Annotated in this window: 14 protein-coding genes and 1 pseudogene; 3 read left to right on the top strand and 12 right to left on the bottom strand. The window is 42.4% G+C overall.

The annotated features are described in order from the left end of the window. Positions 1-403 precede the first annotated feature (403 nt). The 3 genes from F6K51_RS21325 to F6K51_RS21315 all read right to left on the bottom strand — a co-directional run bounded on the left by F6K51_RS21325 (position 404) and on the right by F6K51_RS21315 (position 5,850). Positions 404-2,485 (bottom strand): ABC transporter ATP-binding protein, encoded by a 2,082-nt coding sequence (locus F6K51_RS21325; RefSeq protein WP_293023893.1) that lies wholly within the window; start codon positions 2,483-2,485, stop codon positions 404-406. A 504-nt stretch (positions 2,486-2,989) separates the two neighbouring features. After that, complete coding sequence (locus F6K51_RS21320; RefSeq protein WP_293023891.1) at positions 2,990-4,261, bottom strand: transposase; 1,272 nt, start codon at positions 4,259-4,261, stop codon at positions 2,990-2,992. Positions 4,262-4,566: 305 nt separating this feature from the next. After that, positions 4,567-5,850 carry a Glu/Leu/Phe/Val dehydrogenase gene (locus F6K51_RS21315; protein WP_293023937.1) on the bottom strand — a complete coding sequence of 428 codons (1,284 nt, stop codon included), beginning with the start codon at positions 5,848-5,850 and terminating at the stop codon, positions 4,567-4,569. Positions 5,851-5,992: 142 nt separating this feature from the next. On the opposite strand from F6K51_RS21315, the gene F6K51_RS21310 reads away from it, so the two are divergent. Beyond that, the gene (locus F6K51_RS21310) at positions 5,993-6,583 is read left to right on the top strand and encodes a DUF4126 domain-containing protein (RefSeq protein ID WP_293023888.1); all 591 of its coding nucleotides are present in this window, start codon (positions 5,993-5,995) and stop codon (positions 6,581-6,583) included. Between the two features lie 98 nt (positions 6,584-6,681). On the opposite strand, the gene F6K51_RS21305 is transcribed toward F6K51_RS21310, so the two are convergent. The 7 genes and pseudogenes from F6K51_RS21305 to ovoA form a co-directional block, all read right to left on the bottom strand. Further along, a complete protein-coding gene (locus F6K51_RS21305) occupies positions 6,682-6,897 on the bottom strand; it encodes a hypothetical protein (protein ID WP_293023885.1) in 216 nt (71 codons plus the stop codon). 358 nt (positions 6,898-7,255) lie between these two features. Further along, positions 7,256-7,480, bottom strand: a pseudogene (locus F6K51_RS21300) (DUF433 domain-containing protein). A gap of 27 nt (positions 7,481-7,507) precedes the next feature. Next, the gene (locus F6K51_RS21295; RefSeq protein WP_293023883.1) at positions 7,508-8,353 is read right to left on the bottom strand and encodes a class I SAM-dependent methyltransferase; all 846 of its coding nucleotides are present in this window, start codon (positions 8,351-8,353) and stop codon (positions 7,508-7,510) included. 138 nt (positions 8,354-8,491) lie between these two features. Next, on the bottom strand, positions 8,492-9,472 hold the full coding sequence (locus F6K51_RS21290) for a hypothetical protein (RefSeq protein WP_293023880.1): 981 nt from the start codon (positions 9,470-9,472) through the stop codon (positions 8,492-8,494). A 237-nt stretch (positions 9,473-9,709) separates the two neighbouring features. Continuing rightward, positions 9,710-9,940 (bottom strand): hypothetical protein, encoded by a 231-nt coding sequence (locus F6K51_RS21285; protein ID WP_293023877.1) that lies wholly within the window; start codon positions 9,938-9,940, stop codon positions 9,710-9,712. A 55-nt stretch (positions 9,941-9,995) separates the two neighbouring features. Next, positions 9,996-11,441 (bottom strand): pyridoxal phosphate-dependent aminotransferase, encoded by a 1,446-nt coding sequence (locus F6K51_RS21280; RefSeq protein ID WP_293023874.1) that lies wholly within the window; start codon positions 11,439-11,441, stop codon positions 9,996-9,998. A gap of 91 nt (positions 11,442-11,532) precedes the next feature. Continuing rightward, positions 11,533-12,885 (bottom strand): 5-histidylcysteine sulfoxide synthase, encoded by a 1,353-nt coding sequence (gene ovoA / locus F6K51_RS21275; RefSeq protein WP_293023871.1) that lies wholly within the window; start codon positions 12,883-12,885, stop codon positions 11,533-11,535. Positions 12,886-12,920: 35 nt separating this feature from the next. Between ovoA and F6K51_RS21270 the strand changes: the two genes are divergently transcribed. Both F6K51_RS21270 and F6K51_RS21265 read left to right on the top strand, forming a co-directional pair. Beyond that, the gene (locus F6K51_RS21270; RefSeq protein ID WP_293023869.1) at positions 12,921-13,043 is read left to right on the top strand and encodes a hypothetical protein; all 123 of its coding nucleotides are present in this window, start codon (positions 12,921-12,923) and stop codon (positions 13,041-13,043) included. Positions 13,044-13,309: 266 nt separating this feature from the next. Continuing rightward, a complete protein-coding gene (locus F6K51_RS21265; protein WP_293023867.1) occupies positions 13,310-14,743 on the top strand; it encodes a zinc ribbon domain-containing protein in 1,434 nt (477 codons plus the stop codon). Positions 14,744-15,103: 360 nt separating this feature from the next. Here the strand turns inward: F6K51_RS21265 and egtD are convergent, their stop codons facing one another. Together egtD and F6K51_RS21255 are read right to left on the bottom strand one after the other, a co-directional pair. Continuing rightward, entirely contained in the window at positions 15,104-16,138 is a 1,035-nt protein-coding gene (egtD, locus tag F6K51_RS21260; protein WP_293023865.1) for an L-histidine N(alpha)-methyltransferase, read from the bottom strand. Between the two features lie 96 nt (positions 16,139-16,234). Next, positions 16,235-17,458 carry an RNA-guided endonuclease TnpB family protein gene (locus F6K51_RS21255; protein WP_075904509.1) on the bottom strand — a complete coding sequence of 408 codons (1,224 nt, stop codon included), beginning with the start codon at positions 17,456-17,458 and terminating at the stop codon, positions 16,235-16,237. Between the last annotated feature and the right edge of the window lie 330 nt (positions 17,459-17,788).

Genomic DNA, 17,788 nt, shown 5'->3' with positions numbered 1-17,788 from the left:
GGAGGGGAATAGGGAACATGGAAAAAATAATGTGTACCTCATTAGGCTAAAAATCGCTATAGTCTAAACTCCATAAATTATCAATTCAAAATTAAAAAATACCCCCGAAATGAATTCAGGGGCTTGTATCCGTTGTCAACAATTCAAAATTATAAGGCTAGTAATTTTGTAAGCCGTCAGCCGTGAGCTTTTAGCTCACGCTACTTGAGGTGCTTAAAATAAACCTAGAACGAGATAATTTAATAATTCCAGATTCATGAGAATTGAGAGTCTGGGGAAAATTCCATGACTCGTGGCACAGACTTCGATACTGATAGCTGATACGCGACACGCTGATAGCTGATAGCTTATGTAATTTTGAATTTTTATTTAGCATTTTGAATTAAAAAAAATCACCTTTCCCTTAATTAACAGACCATGGATCACTAATCTCAGAATTAACAGACCATGGATCACTAATCTCAGGTATTTCCATAGCTTGTCGTCTGTCTTGCTGCTGTTGAATCCGATCGAGAGTACCAGTGGGAATAGAAGCAATCAGCTGACGAGTATAATCCTGCTGCGGTTCTCGATAAATATTGTCAGCGGGACCAATTTCTTCTATTTTGCCCTGGTTCATTACCATAATGCGATCGCTCATGAATTTGACTACACTCAAGTCATGGGAAATGAAGATATAGGTTAAGCCGAAATCCTCCTGCAATTGTTTCAGCAAATTCAGAACCTGTGCCTGTACGGAAACATCTAGAGCAGAAACGGATTCATCACAAATGATAAACTTAGGATTAAGAGCGAGTGCCCTAGCAATACATACCCGCTGGCGCTGACCTCCAGAAAATTCGTGAGGATAGCGATTCATCCAGTCAGGATTTAAATCCACTCGCTCCAACAACTCAGCCACGCGATCGCGTTTTTCCTTACTATTACCCCCAACATCATGAATCAATAGGGGTTCCATCACTGCTTCTCCAATCTTCAGTCGTGGGTCGAGGGAACTAAAGGGATTCTGAAACACAATTTGCATTTCACGGCGTAGTTGCCGCAAACCCATACCCTTGATTTTGGTAATTTCTTGACCATCAAAGTTTACTTCTCCACCCATTGGTTCAATCAAGCGCAGCAATGTTCGTGCTAAGGTAGATTTGCCACAACCGGATTCTCCCACTAAGCCCAAGGTTTCACTAGGATAAACATCAAAGGATACTCCATTCACTGCCATCAGATAGCGTTTCGTCCCGCCAAATACGCCTCGAATGGGAAAGCCTACCTGTAAGTTACGCACCGAAACTAATGGTGGTGTAGTTGTTTGGTTGAAGGTTGTTCGCGTAGCGTGGCCTTTTGGCCAAGGTTGTTTGGTTGAAGGTTGTTTGGTTGAAGGTTGGGAGGTTGAAGGTTGGAAGCTTGAAGGTTGTTCGCCTTTAGCGTTCCCGTAGGGTAGGTTATCTGAGGAAGTTTGAAGCTGGAACCGGTCAACATTCAACCCTTTTGATTTTTCTCGGATCACCTGTTCTCCAGTAGGAGTAGTTACCACCTCCATGAAGTCAGAAACAGTCGGTAGGTATGTTATTGTTTGGTCGAGAGTTGGGCGACAGGCTAATAATCCCTTGGTGTAGGGATGGTTTGGTTCAGAGAAAATTTTCCAGACATCACCCCTTTCCACAATTTTGCCTTGGTACATCACCGCTACGCTGTCAGCAATTTCCGCAATTACCCCTAAGTCGTGGGTAATAAAAATCATGGACATCCCTCGGGTATCCCGTAACTCCCTGAGCAAATCCAGAATGGTTGCCTGTACGGTAACATCGAGAGCAGTAGTGGGTTCATCAGCAATCAACACATCAGGGTTACAAGAAATTGCGATCGCAATCATGACCCGCTGCAATTGACCACCAGACAGTTCATGGGGATAGCGCTTTAATATTTCCCGTTTTTGCTGGTTAATGTGACGATTAATTAGCCGTTCCCCCGGTATAGCTTGACCAGGGTTCTCCCGACGGAATTCCTCTAGAAAAGTCTCCCTCAATTGTTGGTCGCTAGGGAGTAGCTTGACCTCTTGAAGACGAGCCATGGCTTGACGCCTTGCTTCTTTTAGGGAAACATCCTGGTGTTGCAGAATTGCTTCTGTCAGTTGAAACCCACAGGTATAAACTGGGTTAAGGGAGGTCATCGGTTCTTGAAAAATCATCGAGATTTGACCACCCCGGTAGGACTGTTTTTGATCAGGACTCACCCCTAGTAAATCCACCCCTTTTTCCCGAGTTGAGGGTCGGAAATAAATCTCGCCATTGGTAACCTTACCAGGATAGGGGATCAAACCCATTATGGCCAAAGACGTGACTGATTTCCCAGAACCTGACTCCCCCACAATTCCTAGGGTTTGTCCTCGACGCAGTTGAAAGTCAATGCTGTCAACGGCTGTGACCTGTTTTACATCGGTTTGGAATTGGACTTTCAGATTACGGACGTCAAGAACATTGTCAGTCATGGCATTCAAGAGGATTAAGTTAGCAGACTTAACTTAAATCATACAAAACTTGACTCTAGGGTTTACTCCCTACGTCAGCTATCAGCTGTTTTCTATCTTCAATCAGATCGATCTGGCTGCTACCTGGGAAGTAAGTATTCAGCTTATGTCCATAGCGCACGGTATTTGAGGTGCTTTTGAATAAAAGAGGTTTGTCAAGGATTTGTTGATAATTTTTAATTAAATCACCAAGGTCTTGCTGTGATTGCTATTTGGTAATTTGCATTTCTCTACCAGAGGGAAAATTAACCTTTGATCGTTGTCTGTAAAAGTTGGCGATATGCTCTGCTGGGCTGTATGCGATCGCTAACTAGATAACGCCCTTCCTAAAATTATAAAATTATCAAACGTTATAATTAGCAAACCATTAAATATTTGATCATGATTTATCACTAGATTGGTGATAAGTTTTTATGATATATTTGGAAATGCTATATTGACATACTCCCGGCGCTGAATCAGAGATTACAGCGCGGGATTCTCACAAACAGTGATTCTTGACTCAGCGACACCACTTACTGTTTCAGGTTGCCCATCTACAGCAGAGGTGGTAGTCTCCTCAAGCGTTCCCGAATACTCGGAGGTTCCTGAATGCCCTTCAGTACCTGTATTCCACTCAATGCCTAGAATCTTCATGCCCTTCTTTAAAATGTTTAATGCTGCATTTGTATCACGGCAAATTTCTGTCTGGCATTTAGGACATTGATGAGTTCTAGTGCTGAGAGATTTCTTCACTCGATGACCACAATGTGAACAATCTTGAGATGTATAATTCGGTGCAACAGCAATCACTGTTTTATCCCAAACTTTCCCAAAATAGTCTAACCATTGAGTGAATTGATACCACGAAGCATCAGAAATTGACTTAGCCAAGTGATGATTTCTGACCATGTTTTGTATCTTGAGGTCTTCATAGACAACCACATCGTTAGAGTGGACTACGCACCGAGCTAACTTCACTGCCCAGTCTTTACGCTGCCTTTGAACCTTCAAATGTGCTTTACCCAGTCTAATTCTGGCTTTGTGGTAGTTGTTTGATTGAGGCTTCTTGCCTTTGACAAACTTTCTTGACAGCCGCCGCTGTAGTTTCTTAATCCGCTTCTCAGCTTGTCTTAAATACTTGGGATAGATGGCAGAATTGTCATTTTGGTCTTTGTAGAAATACTTCAACCCTAAGTCAATACCGACAACATTTCCAGTATAGTTTCCCGCTTCAAAGCGACTGGCATCAAAGCAGAATTGAGCATAATATCCATCAGCCCGTCTAACCACTCGTACCCGGTTAATTTTAAGTCTGAATAAGTCCTCTCTGGTTTGATGATTACAGAATAGAGAAAACCGACCCGCTTTAAATCCATCAGTGAAATTAATGGTTAAACAGTCCTCTGAAAGTTTCCAGCCAGAGGTTTTATACTCAACTGAACGAGAATACTTTTTGAACTGAGGATAACCTTTGTTTTTGGCTCCTTCACGACAACGACGATAGAAGCTAGATATTGAATTCCAAGCCCTTTCTCCTGAAGCTTGACGAGCCATTGAGTTAAGCTTTTTAGCAAAAGGGAATTGTTGGGCTAACTCTTTGCATAAACGAGAGATACGAGATTTGTCCACATCTGGCTCGTCTAGCCATAGTCTAACTGCCTTATTCCTAATGAACTGTGCAGTCCTTATAGCTGAGTCAAGTCTTGCATATTGAGACTGAGAACCGTTTAATAATTTAGCTTCGCGTACAATCATGATAAAATTTTATCATAAACAAACCCTGATAAACATAGATACTGCATTCTTTTTTATTGGTCGGAATTCATCTCACCGCCAAATCAGAGATTATGGCGGGAGATGAATTCCGACATTTAAGGTAAATGTGGCGTAGGGTAGGTTAGGAAGCCGCTCACCCTGATTTTATTAGTAGCCAGTGTTGGCACATTCTGTCCGGGAATGAAATGGGCAAGATGCCCGTTCCACCAAGATGCCCGTTCCACCAAGATGCCCGTTCCACCCATCGGGTCAAACAGCTTTTAGGAGATGCACCCCTTTCGGATTTATTTACAGTAATAATCTCTAGTTCCTTTAGCATCCAGGGAGTCTCCCAGGCGATTCAAAGCATGAACATAAGCAGCTGTGCGCATGGAAACTGCTAGTTCCTGAGAAAGTGACCAAATTGTTTCAGTTTCTTCCACCATTTTTTCTTTCAGACGCTGATGGACTTCATCGAGCTTCCAATAGTGTCCACTCCGGTTTTGTAACCATTCAAAATAGCTAACGGTGACACCTCCAGCATTAACCAAAATGTCAGGAAAAACATAGATGCCTTTTTCTTCCAAACGATTGTCAGCTGTCGAGGTTACTGGTCCATTCGCTACTTCAAAGATATAGTTTGCTCTGATATTATCAACGTTTTCTTCAGTGATTTGATTTTCCAAAGCAGCAGGAATCAAGACATCTACATCTAAGGCTAAAAGGTCTTGATTAGTAATGACTTCATGCTCAACAATATTGCAAACGCTACCTTTACAGTAAACGGCTTTAATGCCTTGACTGGATGTTTTATATTGGCGAATACTGGGAATATCTAAGCCTTTTTTGGCATAAATACCCCCTTGAGAATCACTGACAGCCACAACTTTATAGCCTGCTTTAGCTAACAGTTGCGCTATCACAGCACCAGCATTACCAAATCCTTGCACGGCTACGGTGGTATTTTGAGGCAGCTGGTCAAATTTAGGCAAAATGGATTCAATCACAAAAAACGCGCCAGTAGCGGTAGCGGTATCGCGACCAACACTCCCTCCCAAGGCCAAGGGTTTACCTGTGACGACCCCTGGACTGATTTGACGGCGAATGACGCTGTATTGATCCATCATCCAACCCATAATCATGGAGTTGGTGTAAACGTCGGGAGCGAGAATATCAATATCAGGCCCAATGAAATCTGCGATCGCATCGATGTAACCACGACTTAACCGTTCCAACTCCAGCTTCGATAAGGCTTTAGGATTTAGAGTAATTCCCCCTTTGCCACCCCCGAAGGGCAAATTTAAGGTGGCACATTTAAAGGTCATCCAAAAGGCTAAGGATTGGACTTCATCTAAACAAACATTGGGATGATAGCGCACTCCCCCTTTTGCTGGTCCCCTGGTGGTGTCATAGCGAACCCGATAGCCCTGAAACATCTGTAACGAGCCATCATCCATGCGGACTGGGATGGAAACGCTCAAACTAGATTTGGGATATTTTAAGCGTGCGATCGCATCCTCCGAAATTGACACATATTTCAGTGATTTATGCAATCGTTTACTGGCATCAGCAAATAATGACTCAGACATGGCCTTATTTCTCCAGCTAACAGTATTTACCATTTACCCAGTCGTAGTTATTTAATTTAATCACAGAAAAACTGTATATTTTGTTACATTATTCTAAGCTTGACTGGTTTATAGTAAACCTCTTGCCAAAGTCACGACGCTCATGATTGCACTCCTCGCCGCCCTCTCAGCTTCCGCTGCGGCAGGAATGAGAATTGCCCTGCCCCTGTTGGTAATTGGTTTGCTCCACAGTGACCAACTCTGGTCGAAGGTACCGTTACTCTCACAGATTCATCCCCCAGTCTTGCTGACTATCTTGACAATTTGGTCATTGGTGGAGCTATTTGCCTCCAAAAATCTATTAGGACAGCGAGTCTTGCAAATAGTTCAGCTAGTGTTAAGTCCTCTAGTGGGAGCAATTCTTGGTATTGCTGTAACTCAGTTTGCTGAAGAACTAACGGGATTTGTCTGGGTAGTCGGTATTGTCGGCGGCTTATTAGCCTTCGTACTCCAGTTAGTTCAAGTAGGATGGTTCTACCGTTTGCGTGGCTTGCCTCTGTGGGTAGTGTTTCTTCAGGATTTTCTGTGCGTAGTTTTGATAATTTTGGCTTTTGATGCTCCTGAACAAGGAGGATTAATCGCTTTACTGCTACTGTGGTTAGCGATTCGCAGTGCTAAGCATTGGTATCGTTGGTATTTTCGAGGTAAGCGTTCCCGTATCAGTGATCAAAGCCATGACCAGAATCCTGACTGAAGGAGATAACTTTTAGGTGAGAATTCCTGCGCTATATTCGTGGTTGGTGAGGGTCTCTTGGCAGAGCCGTTTTTAGGTCTTTTGGATATCGTTCAGGATTACCCATGATCTTGAGCTTTGGCAGTCTGTAGCACTTTTAACATTGTATCCGCTGCCTCAACCGCATCATAAGGCGACCAGACTGGGTAAGACTGGTCAGGTTTAATTAAATCCGTTTCTTGTTGGGCTAGTTCCGAAATCAGAATCTGTATGATATGGAACTTGTCTGAGCGACTCAGTTCTCTCAAGGTCGAGATTAGTTCTGATGAAACCATAAAACACTCCGGTCAAGTCGAGCGTACCTTTCTATTCTAATAGTCCTCGTCCGCTGCCATGAAGTTTTATTTGCTGGACTTCAGTATCTATTAAGGCTTAAATTTCTTTAACTTTATAAGTCCAGATTTCTAAAGAAGTCTTGAGGTTAGTATTAGGATCAGGATAATATTACTCTCCACGCTCTATTAATTACCATTGACCCAAGTAGAAGGATTGATTTACCTGGTTCTACTTCAACTACTACTGTATTTATTGTTATTGATGAAATTGCCTGCTTCTAATATTCGTTTTTTACTTCATCATTCTCCATGACATCATAAAAGCGCTCCTTTCTATAGACATTTTGTACACGAAGTTTCACAAAGATACCACGAATAACTTTTTTTCACGCTCTGCTGCAAAAGCAAGACAGGCTTTGATATCTTCGGAGGTTAGTTCAGAAAAATCGTCTAGAATTTCTGCTTCTGTCATTCCCCCGGCCAGATATTATAAAATGTCGTAGACAGTAATGCGCATGCCTCTTATACAAGGTTTACCACTGCGTTTACCAGGCTCGATGGTGATGATGTTGCGATAGTCCATAGTTTGTTATTCTTGTGTTACTGGGGGCTAATTTTCTTTCCGATAGTGCAAGATACCCCATTGAAGTAAGCCGCTTTTACCAACTTCCGCACAATCCAGTAGCCGTTGCTTCTTCTTCTCAAAAAACTCATCACTCCAGAGCTGTTCATCAGCTTGGATTTCTTTCATTTTTTTCAAAATTTGCAAATAATTAACAGAAATATGATGGGTTAATTCAATCACTTGTACCTCAGCCATCCCAATTTCATCAGCAACTTTTCGATAATCATCTATATGCAAGAAATAGACCTTGTGAATTCCGCCCCCAGTGTACCAATTCACAACTTTATTCACCTCTTCTGGGGAAGGATAATTACCACTGAAGAAATAGGTGCAGGCGATAAATTCACCACCCTTTACTAACACTCGATGAGCTTCTCTAAACCCTTGTAATTGGGTATCGCTGTAATAAAACGAATCTTGTGCCCAAGCCCCATTAAATGTAGAGTTAGGAAAGGGGAACTTTTCAAAACTTCCTTGATGCACATGGACTAAATCACTCAACTCCTCCTCTTGATTGCGCTCAATATTAATGGCATTCTGTTGTTCGCTGAGGTTTATACAAGATACCTGACAGCCGAATTCTTTTGCTATATATCGTGCTGCTCCACCATAGCCAGAACCTAAATCAAGCAGGTGACTATCTCGATCCAAGGTCAGCAATGATGTCATATATTCGGTAGTGCGCTTCTTAGCGATATACACATCTTCATTTGGATGTTCAAAGATTCCACAATGGGTATGCTCACCGGATACTCTTCGGTAAAATAAGTCCATATCTTTGCTATCAAAGTAGCTTTGATTAAATGTATCAATTACTGACAAATTCGCCATGGGGTTATTTTTAGATTTTAATAGAATATTTTTGAGGCTAATTTTTTTAGAGATTGGGTAGCTGAAGACTATAAATTTCCTGGATAACCCAATCAGTCAGATTGTAATTCAGCTAAACCCCATTTTTACTAACGTCAGTTATCGTTTCAATTGGTTACCACGAATGCCTTCCTGGAGAAGCTTAGTAACAATCCCCTGGTCTGGGAAGAAGCTATTTCGATCCAGCAATGCTAGTTTAGGATCAGAAGAACATTTTTTCAACTCCTCTAACAGCAAATCAGCTCCATAATCTGGGGCGTAAAACGTTCTTTCCTGACCTTTTAAACTATTACCCCGTGCCAAGGTTCTGTCAATTTTACCGTCACTTGCTGCCAATTTACCCCTGCCGTGAATCGTTGCTGCTCCTTTTACCGGGTAGGCATAACCATCAGCTTCATAGTCAGGATTGGCATCAATTGATAATCCCGCCCCATTTAGAGCCAGATATATTTCTCCAGGTGATAAAGACACTTCTAGGTATGTATCTGCTACTTTCTGGCTTCCCAAAAACTCGATCATGCGATTGGTGAATTCCACCACAGGTGCAGCATCTGGCTTAGAAGACTGAAAGGTTGATTTGGCTCGAAACAGGTAGCCACCATGATTGGGGTCTTTCTCTAAGAGGGGAGTCTCGTCAACACCTCGTTTAGCATCCCCACCCAGTACACCCATAACAAACGAAAACTGGGATTGAGTCGCTTGATCAACAACCCATTGCACAAATTGTTCAGGGCTTTTACCCGCTGGAATCAAATCATCGAAGACTGCACGCCAGTCATCGTAAACTTGGGAATTGGGGAAGGGAATCCGAAAAATGGCATCTACAGGAATAAAACCCGTTGGTTCCCGGTTGGGATTGCTAATGCTGAGAAAAACGATAATTAGAGGGACATTACTGCGCTCATTCCAATAGCCATCGGTGTGCTGCTTGATATAGCCACCGCCATAGCCAGCATTAACATGATACTTGTCTGGATCCGGTCGCATGGTGTGCATGGTGGAGTTGAGATCCATGTCTGTATCCATCCAGGGCAATTGGTTGTGGATGCCACAAATGGCAGCTAGGAGTAGTTTTGGCACCAGCAACTTTGCTGAATAGTCCTGGATTTCTTCCCAGGTATTGAGGTGTTCAGGAATCCTAAACCCATTGGGGGAAATTAAATCAGCCGGATCGATGTCGGCAAACAGATCCTCTGGTAAAAACTGGATTTTTTGAATGTAGGGAAGAGATGAGTTGTTGCTATCTTGGCACTTGCTAGCTGCGGAGAACAGTTGCCGGTAAGCTTGGAAGCAGGCTAAAGCTTCTTTTTCGTTGTTTTATTGCAGGATTTCGGTAACGGCGTAGCCTAATTTTTTCAGAACAATAAGATTGCAGTTGGGATAATAGCCTTCCTGTTGGGAAAGGGAAAGTTTTGTTCCCCCATATTTGAGTTGGGGATCGAAGTGTTGAACATCATACCCTTTGCGGGCTACATCGATTAAATAATTTGCGTTCGCTCTTTGCGTTTGTGGTTTCAGTTCGATAATTCCTATTTTTTTTCTAGACATTTTTTAATTTGTCACTCCTGATTTAATTACTGAATTGCTCAAACTAAGCTCAAACTCAATTTCTCAGATTTGGCAATGCTTGTTCAATTTGTAATAGGGCTTGACTAATTAACGTTTTACCATGTTCTTCAGTTTTTTGTCTATCAATTGTCTTAGCATAAGTTTCTACAACCGCTTGGGGTAAACCCACAGAAAAACGAAGATAGCAATCTTCTTGCCTACCGATGGGCACTGTAGATACTTTAGCTTCCACTAACAACCATAATGCTACCTCTAAACTATAATTAATCTGGTTCTGGAGATACAAAGACTCTAGATTAAGTTTGCCTTCTGCTAGAACTCGAAGCCTTTCTAGGAAATCAGCAGTAACCTGACAACCTTTAAAATGGTAGAAGTTGGCATAAAGATACATTCCGGCTTCAGGAACAAAGCTGGCTGGCTTTTGCCCAGTGCCACCCGAGTTAGTTATACCATGTTTTTCAAAGATAGTATTTAAGCCCTCAGCCAATTGATTTAATCGACTTTCATAAAGGGTTCCAGCCCATTGAATGGTTTTTTGGGGATCCTTTTGAATCACAGCACTTAACGCGACTTCTCCCATAGCATTGGAAGTAATCACAGTAGCTTTCTGAGGAATTCGCATTGCTCCAAGTAACTTAACATTCTTAGAAGCCCCCAGACCTAGCAATGTACCGCCATTGCCTTCCTTAGACAGCGTACAAGCAATTAGCACAGATTCCATTAACTGATGGAGAGAAGTCATCTCTGATGACTGTGCCCTCTGAAATCGCTTATTTAAGGCTAGACCAAAAGTTGGATGTTCATTGACTTCTCCATGATGAAAGAGGGGAACATAAGCGTCATCAAGCAAAATCAGAGGTGGCAAGATTTGGTGCTGTTTCCTTCTGGTAATTTCCTCAATTAAGATATCGATAATTCCATTCCAATCTTCTAGTGTCAGAGTTGCACCAGAAGGGTTATTGGGATAGTTGAAAACAATCATCTTAGCATCTGGATAATTGCTAAATGCAGTTTTGATTGCCTCGGGTTGGGGTTTCCACTTATCCTGTTCCTGAGTGGGGATAGTAACCATTTTCCCCCCTGCTAAAGTAAGAGGCTGCTCATACTGGGGAAAAAAGGGTTCGATAAATAGGGCTGTATCCCCTGGATTGATAATAGTTGTGCAAAGACAATGAAATAAATGGGTAAACCCGGTGGTGAGGTTAATCTCTCGCTGCGGATCAAATTCCAATCCGTACCTCTGTCGGAAATATTGAGCTGCATCCTGACGGGCTTTTAGGGAACCGTAGTGAGGTGTTCGGTAAAGGGATATGTCCTTAGTACTAACTTGGTGAATTGCTTCTTGAACACCAGGAATTGTCCCATGACCTGGAGAACCACTGTTTAAACTGACAACACCATTGTATTTGCTTGCCAAGGCAGCAAATGTAACAAAAGGTGACTCTTTTAAATTTTGAATCCTTTCAGAAATTTGAATCATACTTAGGTAAGTCGAATCAATGACATCACTAGCAGTTTATCAGCCAAAATTCCTATTTTTGGGAGATTTGGCGATTTACCGAGGGAGGATGTCAAGAAGCAGCAATTCTAAACCCAGCATGTTGATAGAAGTAGGGACGGAACCAGTTACGATAGAATGTGGATGCTTCTGTTCCAGTAGTCACCCAAGCACCACCAAGCATCATGTTATGTTGGGTATCAAAGAAGGGAGCAGAATAATCTTCATAGAGCCGATGGGGCTTGAATCCTGGTAGCGGCTTGAAGTCATCACTCAGCCACTCCCATACATTCCCCCGCAAGTCATAGAGTCCAGCAGGACTTCTAGCAGTTTCTAACATACCCACTGGGCTAGGTGAGCCAAACTTGAGATTTAGATTGTAATCCTGTATCGCAAAGGGGTCTTGTTGGAAATTTGTGCTACTTTCATCCCTGCCAGCAGTAGCAAGATTCCACTCCGCTTCACTCATCAAACGAATCCCTTGCCCCTTCCAACGACAGTAAGCCATGGCTTCATGGTGATTCACTTCAACCGGCCAATCGAGAGGAAGGTCAATCTCGTCAAACATGGCTCGATACTTGTAGCCACTATTAGTAGGTATCCAGAATTTAGGGTGCTTGATATTATAGATTGTCTTCCACGTCCAGGATTCTTTATCCCAGTAATCTGGATTATCGTAGCCATTATCATTCACAAACTCCAGAAATTCTCCGTTGGTAATCAGATACTCACTGGCTAAAAACGGTTTAACCTCCACCGAACGATTGCCATATTCACTATCCCAGCCATAGGTAGGATAATCCTCTGGTTTACCAAGTTCTACCGAACCCCCAGAAACTTGGAGCATTTCATTCTTGGAAACCTTGCCATTAGAAACAGCATAATTCCAGCTGTCAGGACGTTCAAGCCGCTCTACAGGCAGTTGTCGGATCAGCATCGAAGAGGTTTCAAAGTGCGTGCGACTGTGTTCAATTCCCATCATCAGCGCCCAAAGAGGGTGATTTTGATGAATTGGCAGATTCAGAGGAGTCTTTTCGATAGTTTCTATAACCACCCCATACACTTGATCTCGATAGCGCCAAACCTCTTCCACTGTCGGCCAGTGGATATCTTTGGTTGCTTGATCGAGTTCTTCAGGAGTTTCCGGGTCCACACCAATCTCAAACAGGATTTCATAGTTAGCATTAATCGGTTTATCTAATAACCCAACCCCAAGGAATTTATTGATGTAGAAGACAGCGGAGTGACCCAAATAGAAAATCAGACGGTTTCTTAAGGGGTCGGGACTGATATAGAATGTTTCTTCACCAACCAGACTTTTCATCAGAACATCTTCGAGTTCCCATGAATTCTTAAAGTAATTGATAATGGTTTCGCGACTGCAGCTGTCAAGGCGAGGGAATTGACTAGATTGGAGAGTATCCATGGTTTGAGTTCCAAATACTATTCTTAAACTTAGGGGTGTCTATATTCAGCGGTCAGCGGTCAGTGGTCAGTGGTCAGTGGTCAGCGGTCAGTAGTCAGCGGTCAGCGGTCAGCAGTCAGTGGTCAGCGGTCAGTGGTCAGCCGTCAGCCTTTAGCTGATAACTGAGAGCTGATAACTGATAGCTGTTCGCGTAGCGTGCGCGTAGCGCTTAAGCTGTTCGCGTAGCGTGCGCGTAGCGCTTAAGCTGTTCGCGTAGCGTGCGCGTAGCGCTTAAGCTGATAGCTAAATGCTTACACGTCTATTACACAGTCGAGCAATCAAGCCCTATTAAATAGGGATAATACGGTATTTAATAGTATAAACCCGACATTGAAAATTATCTAGCACTAGGGTACTATTAAAGTATAGGATTCACACAGCAGCAATGCCGAAGAAAGTAGGAGCAACTAAAAAAATATCGACTCAAATCGTCCTTGTCATCGGTATGACAAAGGTGGTTGAGACAGAGTTGCTGTCTACAATGAAAAAGTTGGGCATTGTCAGATCTGAGTCTTACAACAAACTGGGAAGCATCAACTACTGGAACCTTGACTGGAAAAAAGCTATTCCAGAAGTAAAAAGTTTTAGAAATCCAGATACTCTGGGATTACCTGCAAAATTAATGGACTGGACCGTTAATGACGTAGGTAAGGCTATTACAGCCCAACAAGCAGCTTGTAAAGATGCGGTTATTAAAAAGATTTACAAAAGATTTCCAGCAAAAGAAAATAAAAACAAACGGAAGGAATATGTCACGCAACTTAAGACTTCGGCATTCCTGGACAATTCTTTACTGCACAGACTTGTTAGAAAAGAATTTCAAAGAGGTCATTCTTGGGTTAAGAATCAGATAGTTTACCAGCAAGTTGGCTACAAATGTAAAAGACTTTCGCGGAACACTTGGCAACTGGAACTAGCTGGATTAACAAAGGGAAAAAGGAATAAAATAATTGTCAAATCTAATCGAAAAATAAAAGGACAGATTAGATTAATCTATGACCAAATATTGCCAAGATTTGAAATTAACTTTTTGGTAGACCATGGTACCGTAGAAGTTCCATCTGAACGTCGAAGTATCGGGGTGGACAAAGGTTACACCGAAGCTTTTTATGACTCAGAGGGTCAGGCTCACGGTACAGGACTTGGAAAAATAATCACCAAAAAATCAGATCGTATATGTGCTAAAAACCGCAATAGAGGAAAACTGTGGGCACTTCACAGAAAGCTAGAAAAGTTAGATCCAGCAAAGTCGGCTAGAATACTAAAAAATAACCTAAGTAGGAAAACAGAAAATCGCCGTTACAGACAAAATCAATCAGAACTAACCGCAAAAATAGGAGCGGCTTCTAAATCTCTCTTTAACGGGGAGTCATTAAAAGTATTTGCAGAAGATTTAACTCAACCGATACGAAACAAACGCCGATCCAAGACCGTGTCCCGCAAACTTAATAGTTGGATGAAAGGAGTGATGCGGGACTCTTTGCAGAAATGGGCTAATTGGACTGGTTCGGTTGTCACAGAAGTTCAACCTAGTTACACGTCGCAAATTGACTCTAGAACCGGAACCCTGTTGGGCAAAAGGACTGGGGACAATTTTACCGGATTTGATGGGGTCGTGTTGCAGGCTGATTATAATGCTGCCAAAAATATTCTTGCTCGTGGGACTGATCTTGAAATTACTCGGTACATGAACAAGAACGAGGTACAGGCAGTCTTGTTGCGTCGTACCGCGCGTTACTTGGTTAGAAGTTACCGTCAGAATAAGGCAGCCTTTATGGTTTGTCGGCTATGGGTAAAAGGTTTAAAACTTTATGATTAAGGCTGCCTTATTCTAAGGTTTCGTCTCCGGAAGGGATGGGACTAAGTTTGGTTGATGGGGTTGAGCTAGGTTGGATTGATCCCAAACATAGCAAAACTAAGGCTTTCAAGCAACTCCTGGTCGAGATGCCAGGAGCGCCCAAATAGACAGGTGGGAACGAAGTTACCGTAAGAATAAGGCAGCCTTTATGGTTTGTCGGCTATGGGTAAAAGGGTTAAAACTTTATGATTAAGGCTGCCTTATTCTAAGGTTTCGTCTCCGGGAGGCTTAACTCCAATTGCCGCTTGACCACTTCTCACTTGGGCCACAATAAATTGCACCTTGACCGATTTATACGGGTTGATCCCGATTAATGACGGTTTAAGAGTATCTCTGTATCTGACACAGGAGTAAACCAAACCATTGCTTGGTATCAGTCCAAGCCTGAACTGTGTTTAGTCCCCGACCGTTTAGATAGTGCTGCATCTGCTCTACATTGAATTTGCGAGAAATTTCTGTAAGCATGCTTTCTCCTGCTTGAAACTCAACCGTTAAATCCAGGCTGGCTAAGCGCACAACATGGGTTTCCTGGCAATGTAAATACATCTCAATCTGACTTTCTGATTGATTATAAATCGCCTGATGGGTAAAGCGATCGAGGTCAAAATTTCCTTGGAAACGCCAGTTCAGATGTGCTAGCATATTCAGGTTAAATGCCCCAGTCACCCCCTGACTATCGTTATAGGCAGCTTCCAGAATCTCCTTCGGTTTTTGTAAGTCAATGCCCAACAAAAAGTAATCTCCTGGTGCTAGTAAACCTGTGATTTGCTCAAAAAAGCGATCGCACTGTTCAGGAGCAAAATTCCCCAAGCTACTACCCAAAAAGAAAACCATCCGCTTAGGTAATGGTGTTGGAGTTAATTGGCTCAGGGCGTGTTCATAGGTTCCCACCTGACCCTGAACCTTTAACTTGGGATAATCCAGCAACAGCTGCTTGGCACTCTCCTCAAGAATCTCCCCACTCACATCAATAGGAACATAGCGCAACGGATATCCCTGGTTTTCATAGGCATCCAACAACAAGCGAGTCTTGGTAGAACTGCCACTACCCAGCTCCACCAATTCGCAAGCTCCCGTAAATTGAGCAACGTCTACAGCATACTGTTGTAAAATTTCTGCTTCTGTGCGGGTGGGATAATATTCCGGTAACTCGCAGATTTGCTCAAATAATTGGGAGCCTTTTTGATCGTAAAAGTAACGAGGTGGCAAAGATTTCGGCCTTTGGGTTAATCCTCCAATGATATCTTTGCCATCATCTGTTGCAGTAGGCAGGTTGGCACTCCCGAGATAGTTAATTCCTAGGCGATCCTCACTGAATCTCAGATTCTTTGTGGTCTCTTTAAAAGTTGTTGACATAATACTCTTTTAAATTTAGTTTGCCAAAAACAGTTTTCCAAAAACAGTACATTTATACTGCGTGAACTACCCCGACCTACTTGGCCTATGGCCACGCTACGCGAACGTAGAGGTCGGGGCTTCCAGTTTCACAGAAGAATGCCTTAACTTGGACGGACGTCCGCGTCTTGGTCTTACTTCTTCTCCGCTGGCGTTGACCTCCCCCGTCCCAGAGGAGGATAGCATCCTGATCCCTTCTGCTCTAATATTTTTTGCCGCATTACCATCTCTATCGTGGTGAGTTCCACAACTTGGACAAACCCAAGACCTGACATCAAGTGGCAACTCTTTGATTTGGTAATGACAATTAGAACAGGTTTTAGAGCTGGGGAACCACCGGTTTATCTCCACCAATACCTTTCCTTCTTTTTCGCACTTATAAGATAGAAAATTTACAAAGGTTCCCCAACCTAGATCAGAAATTGCTTTAGCTAGTTTATGGTTACGAACCATGCCCTTGACGTTTAGGTTTTCGACTACCACTACTTGATTATGATCCACTATCTTTCTAGATAGTTTGTGCAGGTAGTCTTGGCGGACATTTCCAATCCGTTCGTATACCTTAGCTACAATCTTTCTGGCCTTTATGCATCTATTGCTTCCTTTTTTCTTTCGGGTGGCAATCCGTTGTTTTTTGGCCAGTTTATTTTCGTACTTGACTAAATGTTTAGGGTTAGCAAATTTAGAGATATTTTCGCCATCGTAGGTTATAGCAAAATCCTTGATACCCAAATCAATCCCGATTGTTTTCCCATCCTTGGACACCTTTGAGCTACTATAATCATATTCCATCAGCACAGAGGCGTAGTATTTCCCAGAAGGAGTCTTACTGACTGTAACAGTCTTGATTTCCCCGTCCAGCGGGCGATGAATTACTGCCTTTACAACTCCCAGTTTTCCAGGGAATTTAAGACAATCGCCCACTTGCTTGACTTTTTGAGGATACTGAATTGATTGGCGATGATGATAGGACTTGAATCTAGGGTATTTTGCCCTACCCTCAAAAAAATTTTGATATGCACGACTAAGATTGAGACTCACAGATTGCAAGACTTGAGAGTAACAATCTTTTAGCCATTCAGTTTCTTTTTCTTTTTTGAGTTTTGGCAACATAGAGTTAAGCGCAGATTGTTTTAGCCCTTTGCCAGTCTCTTGGTAAGTTTCTATACACTGATTTAGAGCATAATTCCACCACCATCGAGCACATCCAAAATGCTGAGCAAGAATCTGAATCTGCTCTTGAGTGGGATAAATCCTGACTTTGACAGCTTTATGTTTCACTGCGCTTGCCTCTGTTCTCGACCTCTGTTACTATTATATAGATTTTGCAGTAATACGTCAAGTTTTAGGCTTTTCAATATAAGTGATCGTCTCGCTATCCATCCCCACCGTGAAAGACGGTGGGGAATTCCGCGAGTTTTGTTAAGACATGATCTGATTAGCACCGGTTAAGAGTACCATAATTTTTACCAGTTTTGAATAGCTAAGCAGGTGCACAAAATTAATTACCTATTTTTGACATAATAATCTATAATTAGATAAAATCACTGAAAATGGGTATTTATATGAGATTCATTAGAGAATTAAATACCGAAACTAAAAAACTGTTGG

Origin of the sequence: Moorena sp. SIO3I8, from assembly GCF_010692325.1 — a bacterium.
In the GTDB taxonomy this organism is placed as follows: Bacteria; Cyanobacteriota; Cyanobacteriia; order Cyanobacteriales; family Coleofasciculaceae; genus Moorena.
Note: the sequence above shows the minus strand (reverse complement) of the source record. Positions and strands in the feature narration are given on the sequence as shown.

Excerpts from the sequence above, each read along its gene's own strand:
- F6K51_RS21305 (WP_293023885.1), bottom strand. The coding sequence starts at position 6,897 with ATGGTTTCATCAGAACTAATCTCGACCTTGAGAGAACTGAGTCGCTCA.
- F6K51_RS21265 (WP_293023867.1), top strand. The coding sequence starts at position 13,310 with ATGCCGAAGAAAGTAGGAGCAACTAAAAAAATATCGACTCAAATCGTC.
- F6K51_RS21280 (WP_293023874.1), bottom strand. The coding sequence starts at position 11,441 with ATGATTCAAATTTCTGAAAGGATTCAAAATTTAAAAGAGTCACCTTTT.
- F6K51_RS21285 (WP_293023877.1), bottom strand. The coding sequence starts at position 9,940 with ATGTCTAGAAAAAAAATAGGAATTATCGAACTGAAACCACAAACGCAA.
- F6K51_RS21295 (WP_293023883.1), bottom strand. The coding sequence starts at position 8,353 with ATGGCGAATTTGTCAGTAATTGATACATTTAATCAAAGCTACTTTGAT.
- ovoA (WP_293023871.1), bottom strand. The coding sequence starts at position 12,885 with ATGGATACTCTCCAATCTAGTCAATTCCCTCGCCTTGACAGCTGCAGT.
- F6K51_RS21315 (WP_293023937.1), bottom strand. The coding sequence starts at position 5,850 with ATGTCTGAGTCATTATTTGCTGATGCCAGTAAACGATTGCATAAATCA.
- F6K51_RS21325 (WP_293023893.1), bottom strand. The coding sequence starts at position 2,485 with ATGACTGACAATGTTCTTGACGTCCGTAATCTGAAAGTCCAATTCCAA.
- F6K51_RS21320 (WP_293023891.1), bottom strand. The coding sequence starts at position 4,261 with ATGATTGTACGCGAAGCTAAATTATTAAACGGTTCTCAGTCTCAATAT.
- F6K51_RS21310 (WP_293023888.1), top strand. The coding sequence starts at position 5,993 with ATGATTGCACTCCTCGCCGCCCTCTCAGCTTCCGCTGCGGCAGGAATG.
- egtD (WP_293023865.1), bottom strand. The coding sequence starts at position 16,138 with ATGTCAACAACTTTTAAAGAGACCACAAAGAATCTGAGATTCAGTGAG.